Origin of the sequence: uncultured Caballeronia sp. (assembly GCF_964243625.1) — a bacterium.
GTDB lineage: Bacteria > Pseudomonadota > Gammaproteobacteria > Burkholderiales > Burkholderiaceae > Caballeronia.
In genome coordinates, this window is the sequence record NZ_CAXTGZ010000420.1 from 1 (window position 1) to 5,381 (window position 5,381).

A 5,381-nucleotide genomic window follows, 5' to 3' on the forward strand; every position below is an offset into this window, starting at 1 on the left:
TCGCGCATCTTGCCGATGATCTCGGCGTAGTTGTGATGCCCGAAAATCGCCGATCCCGCCACGAATGTGTCCGCGCCTGCTTCCGCGATTTCACGAATGTTCTCGATCTTCACGCCGCCGTCTACTTCCAGATGAATCTCGCGTCCGGTCCGCTCGTTGTATTCATCGATACGCCGGCGCGCTTCGCGCAGCTTATTGAGCGCTTCCGGAATGAACGACTGGCCGCCGAAACCCGGGTTCACCGACATGATCAGCACGAGATCGACCTTGTCCATCACGTGATCCAGGTGATTTAGCGATGTCGCCGGGTTGAACACCAGGCCAGCCTTGCAGCCGTGATCGCGAATCAGTGACAGCGTCCGGTCGATATGATCCGAACCTTCCGGGTGAAAGCTGATCACATTCGCACCGGCTTCCGCGAAGTCAGGCACGATACGGTCCACCGGACGCACCATCAAATGCACGTCGATAGGCACGGTCGTATGCGGCCGCAGCGCCTTGCAGACCATGGGGCCGATTGTCAGGTTCGGAACGTAATGGTTGTCCATGACGTCGAAATGGATCCAGTCCGCGCCGGCGGCGACGACATTGCGAACCTCTTCGCCGAGAATGGCGAAGTCGGCGGACAAGATACTGGGGGACAAGCGGAATTGCGTCATGACGTCTGCCGGTTGCAAGCGAGGAACTCATTTTACCGCGACACGCCGTTTTTGACCGTCGGCCGAACGGCTAACGCGCGGGGCCGGCTGCGGGCTCTTTTTCCCGTCGTCGCAGGATTCCGGCAACGTTTCAGCCGCATGACAAAGCCGTCGCAAGCCACCGCGTTCGGTTGCGGGTACCGGCTGCATCAAGCAGAATGCGTCACCTGATGTTCACGCAAATTCGCGTAATCGTGCCGCTGTTCGCCCTGCCGGGCGTCGCTGCGCGCAGCATATTTTGAATTGGAAAAGCGATGAGCCAGTATGAATTCAGCGTAGCGGTCCAGACGCAATACCTTCCTGAACAATCGGAACCGGATGCTCACCAGTTTGCGTTCGCATACACGCTGACCATTCGGAATACCGGTCAGGTCGCCGCGCAACTGATCTCGCGGCACTGGATCATCACGGATAGCGACAACGTGGTCCAGGAAGTGAAAGGGCTTGGCGTGGTTGGCAACCAGCCCTTGTTGCCGCCGGGCGAGAAGTTCGAGTACACGAGTTGGGCCGTGATCGCAACGCCGGTCGGCACCATGCGCGGATCGTATTTCTGTGTGGCCGAAGACGGCGAGCGTTTCGAGGCGCCCATTGCCGAGTTCGCGCTGCACATGCCGCGCACGCTTCACTGAGCATGCGTTGGGTCCTGCTAACGCCTGTTTTTCTTTTTGCCCGACGCCGTCCACGCGACGATAAAAATCAGCAGAAGCAGCGCCACGAGTGACTCGAGCGCAAAAACAAGCATTGGATATTCGTCGAATAGATCTGACATGGCGGTTCTCATCAAGAACGAACATTGTAAGCGTTTCACCTCTTCGCTCGCCGGATTGGCGGCTTGGGCGGCTTTTCTTACCACTGCCGTTTTACTGGCATCGTGTGGCGGCGGTGGCGCCATCAAGTCCGGCTATCAAGCTCCGCCGAGTGGCGCACCGATCGTCACGGGACAGCGCGCGGCTACCCGGCTGACCGCCGTCAGCTGGCAGCAGGTCCCCGGCTGGCAGGACGATTCACTGCTTGGCGCAACTGCCGCCATGCGTCAGAACTGCAGCCGCCTCGCGCAGCAGCCGACCTGGCGGCGCGCGTGCGCGGCGGCGCAACGGCTCGACGACCTTGACATGAACGCGGCTCGTGAATTCTTCGAGGCCTACTTCACGCCGTTCCAGTTGGCCAACACCGACGGCACGCTGGACGGACTCGTGACCGGCTATTACGAGCCGTTGCTGCGCGGCTCGCGCACCCGGCACGGAGCGTACCAATATGCGTTGTATCGATGGCCGTATCGGTTCAAGACCGGCACGACATTACCGTCGCGCGCTCAGCTTGAAAGTTCAGGCGCGCTGAATGGCAACGAACTGGTTTGGGTCGATGATCCTATCGAAGCGTTTTTCCTTCAGGTCCAGGGTTCGGGGCAAGTCGTGATGGAAGACGGCACGACCATGCGCGTTGGCTTCGGCGGGACCAACAACCAGCCGTATAAATCGATCGGCCGCGAACTGCTGGACCGGCGCGAATTGACGCCCGCACAGGCCACGATGCAAGGCATCAAGGCTTGGGCGAAAGCGAATCCGGCGCGTGTGGATGCCTTGCTCGACGTGAATCCGCGTTTTGTGTTTTTCCGCGAAATGCCGGCGGCTTCGACACTCGCCGCAGGCGTAGGGACGGGGCCCGTCGGCGCATTGGGTGTTCCATTGACGCCGGAGCGTTCCATTGCCGTCGATCCCTCGGCAATCCCGCTTGGAACGCCGGTTTTCCTGCAGACCACGCGCCCTCTGAGCAATTCGCCGATGAACCGCCTAGTGTTTGCGCAAGACACGGGAAGCGCAATCAAAGGCGGTGTACGCGCGGACTATTTTTGGGGATTGGGCGATGACGCAGGCGATCTCGCCGGCCGGATGAAGCAGGGCGGGCGCATGTGGCTCTTGCTGCCGAATTCGTAGGGATCTCTTGTAATACTCTCTTGTAAGACTCTGGCAGCCGTTCCGTTCGGACCGGCTGCTTTTCAGCGCAACGCCGGACGTCAGATTGCTGCCTTGCGCCGGTCGATTACGCGCCGCGCCTTTCCCACTGAACGCTCAATCCCGTTCACTCCCAGCAACTCGATCACCGCGCTGACCCCGATCAACGCCTTGATATCGTATGCAAGGGCGGCCTTCGCCTGCTGCAGCACGGCGACATCCGGCGCTGTCTCAGGGCACGGTTCGACATTGAGCGTGAGTACATCGAGCGGTCCTTCCTTGGTCAGCACGATCTGGTAGTGCGGCGCCAGCGCATGCTGCTTGAGCAGCAACTCCTCGATCTGCGTTGGGAAAACATTTACGCCTCGCACGATCATCATGTCGTCCGAGCGCCCGGTGATTTTTTCCATGCGCCGCATGGTTCGGGCGCTGCCGGGCAAGAGCCGGGTGAGATCGCGCGTCCGGTAGCGGATGATCGGCAACGCTTCCTTTGTCAGCGACGTGAACACAAGTTCACCCAGCTCGCCATCGGGCAGCACTTCGCCAGTGTTGGGGTCGATGATTTCCGGATAGAAATGATCCTCCCAGATCGTCGGGCCATCTTTTGTTTCCACGCATTCCGACGCCACGCCCGGTCCCATGACTTCCGAGAGTCCATAGATATCCACGGCGTCGATACCCATGCGCTTCTCGATGGCCGCGCGCATATCGTTGGTCCACGGCTCGGCGCCGAAGATCCCGATCCTCAGCGAACAGTCGGCCGGGTGAACGCCCTGGCGTTCGAGTTCATCGGCAATGGACAGCATGTAGCTGGGCGTCACCATGATGATGTCCGGGCGAAAATCCTGGATGAGCTGCACTTGCTTTTCGGTCTGGCCGCCGCCGAACGGAATCACGGTCAAGCCAGCCCGTTCCGCGCCGTAATGAGCGCCGAGGCCGCCCGTGAAGAGACCGTATCCGTAACTGATATGAACCTTGTCGCCACGACGCGCGCCAGCCGCACGAATGGAGCGCGCGACAAGGTTCGCCCATGTATCAATGTCTTTCGCCGTGTAGCCCACCACCGTCGGCTTACCCGTAGTCCCCGACGATGCATGAATACGCGAGACCTGATCGTGCGGCACCGCGAACATTCCGTACGGGTAGTTATCGCGAAGATCTTTCTTTGTAGTGAACGGGAAGCGCGCGATATCGGCGAGACTTTTAATGTCACCTGGATGCACGCCCGCTTCATCGAACTTGCGCCGGTACACAGGCGAATTCTCATATGCGTGCGCGATCGACCACTTGAGGCGTTCAAGCTGCAACGCGGTGAGTTCGTCGCGACTGGCCGTTTCTATAGGGTCCAGTGGAAGCGGGGCGGTCATCAAATGTCTCCTTCCAGATATCTGTTGGCGGCCCGAATCAAATTTGCCCGGACGCTATGGTTTTTCAGCGCATCGTGTGAAACAGGTCAGGACCCGGTAGCAACCAGATTGCCCTTGATCTGGGAGGACTTGCCGCGAAACATGGCGACCGTTTCTTCATCACGGTTCGTCACGCGGATGTCGTAGATACCCGTTCTACCGGTGAGCGATTGTTCCGTTGCCTCAGCAGTCAGACGATCGCCGCCTTTGACGGCACGCAAGAATTCGATTGAACAGCCGGCCGCGACCGTGTTGATGTTGTACGAGTTGCAAGCGAACGCGAACGTTGAGTCGGCCAGCGTGAAGATGAGACCGCCATGACAAATCCCGTGGCCGTTGAGAAAGTCGTCGCGCACGTTCATTTGCATTCGCGCATAGCCTGGCCGTACTTCCTTCAGTTCCAGGCCGAGCGCACGGCTGCACGCGTCTGCTTCGTACATGGTTTGCGCGGTTGCTTCGGCGAGTTTCTGAGGGTTCATTGCTGCCGTCTCCAAAAGCGATGTGTTTGATTGTCAAAGGCCTTCGAATCGCGGCGCACGCTTTTCCTTGAACGCAGCGACGCCTTCCGCATAGTCGTGCGAGTCGCCGAGTTCGCGCTGAACGTCGCGTTCAAGATCGAGTTGCTGATCGAGTGTATTGGTCGCTGCTGCGCGGATCGAGTGTTTGATCGCCGCGACGGCCTTCGCCGGTTGCTGCGCGAGGTGCGCTGCAAGTGTGAGCGCCGTGTCCTGCAATTCGACATCGTCGACTACCTTCCACGCCAGCCCCCACGCTTCGGCTTGTTCCGCACTCAATTTGTCGCCAGTCAGTGCAAGGCCCATGGCGCGCGCCTCGCCCACTCGCCTCGGCAATAGCCAGGTGCCGCCGGAGTCCGGAACCAGGCCAATCTTCACGAAAGCCTGGATGAAGCTCGCCGAACGAGCGGCCACGATCAGGTCGCAAGCCATCGCCAGGTTGGCGCCCGCGCCTGCAGCGATTCCGTTCACAGCCGCAATTACTGGCAGACGTGACGCCTGCAACCGACGCACCAGCGGGTTGAAATACTGATCAATCAGGGCGCCCAGATTGGTCATGGCTCCGGGTGTGAAGTCGAGGTCGGCCAGGTCCTGACCGGCACAAAACCCACGGCCCGAGCCCGTGATGACGAGCGCACGGGCGTGACTGCCTTCGATCTCGTCCAGCGCTGCACGCAACTCCTCGTGCATTGTCCGCGTGAAGCTGTTCAGCTTCTCAGGGCGATTCAATGTCAACGTGGCCACGTGCGTGGTTTCGTCGATGTTCAAAACGATCGAGCTGCTCTGATCAGACATGAAGTCTCCTTTGGC

General features: G+C 59.9%; 7 protein-coding genes. 2 read left to right on the top strand and 5 right to left on the bottom strand.

The genetic code is table 11. From position 1 onward, the window contains the following. Window positions 1-659: ribulose-phosphate 3-epimerase (gene rpe / locus ACFFAR_RS23495; protein ID WP_375508561.1), on the bottom strand; the 659-nt coding region annotated here is incomplete at its 3' end. A gap of 293 nt (window positions 660-952) precedes the next feature. On the opposite strand from rpe, the gene apaG reads away from it, so the two are divergent. After that, a complete protein-coding gene (gene apaG / locus ACFFAR_RS23500) occupies window positions 953-1,327 on the top strand; it encodes a Co2+/Mg2+ efflux protein ApaG (RefSeq protein ID WP_062000352.1) in 375 nt (124 codons plus the stop codon). Window positions 1,328-1,344: 17 nt separating this feature from the next. Here apaG and ACFFAR_RS23505 read toward each other — a convergent pair whose 3' ends face one another. Beyond that, a complete protein-coding gene (locus tag ACFFAR_RS23505) occupies window positions 1,345-1,467 on the bottom strand; it encodes a hypothetical protein (RefSeq protein ID WP_255581283.1) in 123 nt (40 codons plus the stop codon). Between ACFFAR_RS23505 and ACFFAR_RS23510 the strand changes: the two genes are divergently transcribed. After that, a complete protein-coding gene (locus ACFFAR_RS23510) occupies window positions 1,466-2,632 on the top strand; it encodes a murein transglycosylase A (RefSeq protein ID WP_375508562.1) in 1,167 nt (388 codons plus the stop codon). The two genes, ACFFAR_RS23505 and ACFFAR_RS23510, sit on opposite strands and share 2 nt — an antisense overlap. 80 nt (window positions 2,633-2,712) lie before the next feature. Here ACFFAR_RS23510 and paaK read toward each other — a convergent pair whose 3' ends face one another. The 3 genes from paaK to paaG all read right to left on the bottom strand — a co-directional run bounded on the left by paaK (window position 2,713) and on the right by paaG (window position 5,366). Further along, the gene (paaK, locus tag ACFFAR_RS23515) at window positions 2,713-4,017 is read right to left on the bottom strand and encodes a phenylacetate--CoA ligase PaaK (RefSeq protein ID WP_062000988.1); all 1,305 of its coding nucleotides are present in this window, start codon (window positions 4,015-4,017) and stop codon (window positions 2,713-2,715) included. 86 nt (window positions 4,018-4,103) lie between these two features. After that, a complete protein-coding gene (gene paaI, locus ACFFAR_RS23520) occupies window positions 4,104-4,535 on the bottom strand; it encodes a hydroxyphenylacetyl-CoA thioesterase PaaI (RefSeq protein WP_062000350.1) in 432 nt (143 codons plus the stop codon). A 33-nt stretch (window positions 4,536-4,568) separates the two neighbouring features. Further along, the gene (gene paaG / locus ACFFAR_RS23525) at window positions 4,569-5,366 is read right to left on the bottom strand and encodes a 2-(1,2-epoxy-1,2-dihydrophenyl)acetyl-CoA isomerase PaaG (RefSeq protein ID WP_174363936.1); all 798 of its coding nucleotides are present in this window, start codon (window positions 5,364-5,366) and stop codon (window positions 4,569-4,571) included. Window positions 5,367-5,381: the final 15 nt, after the last annotated feature.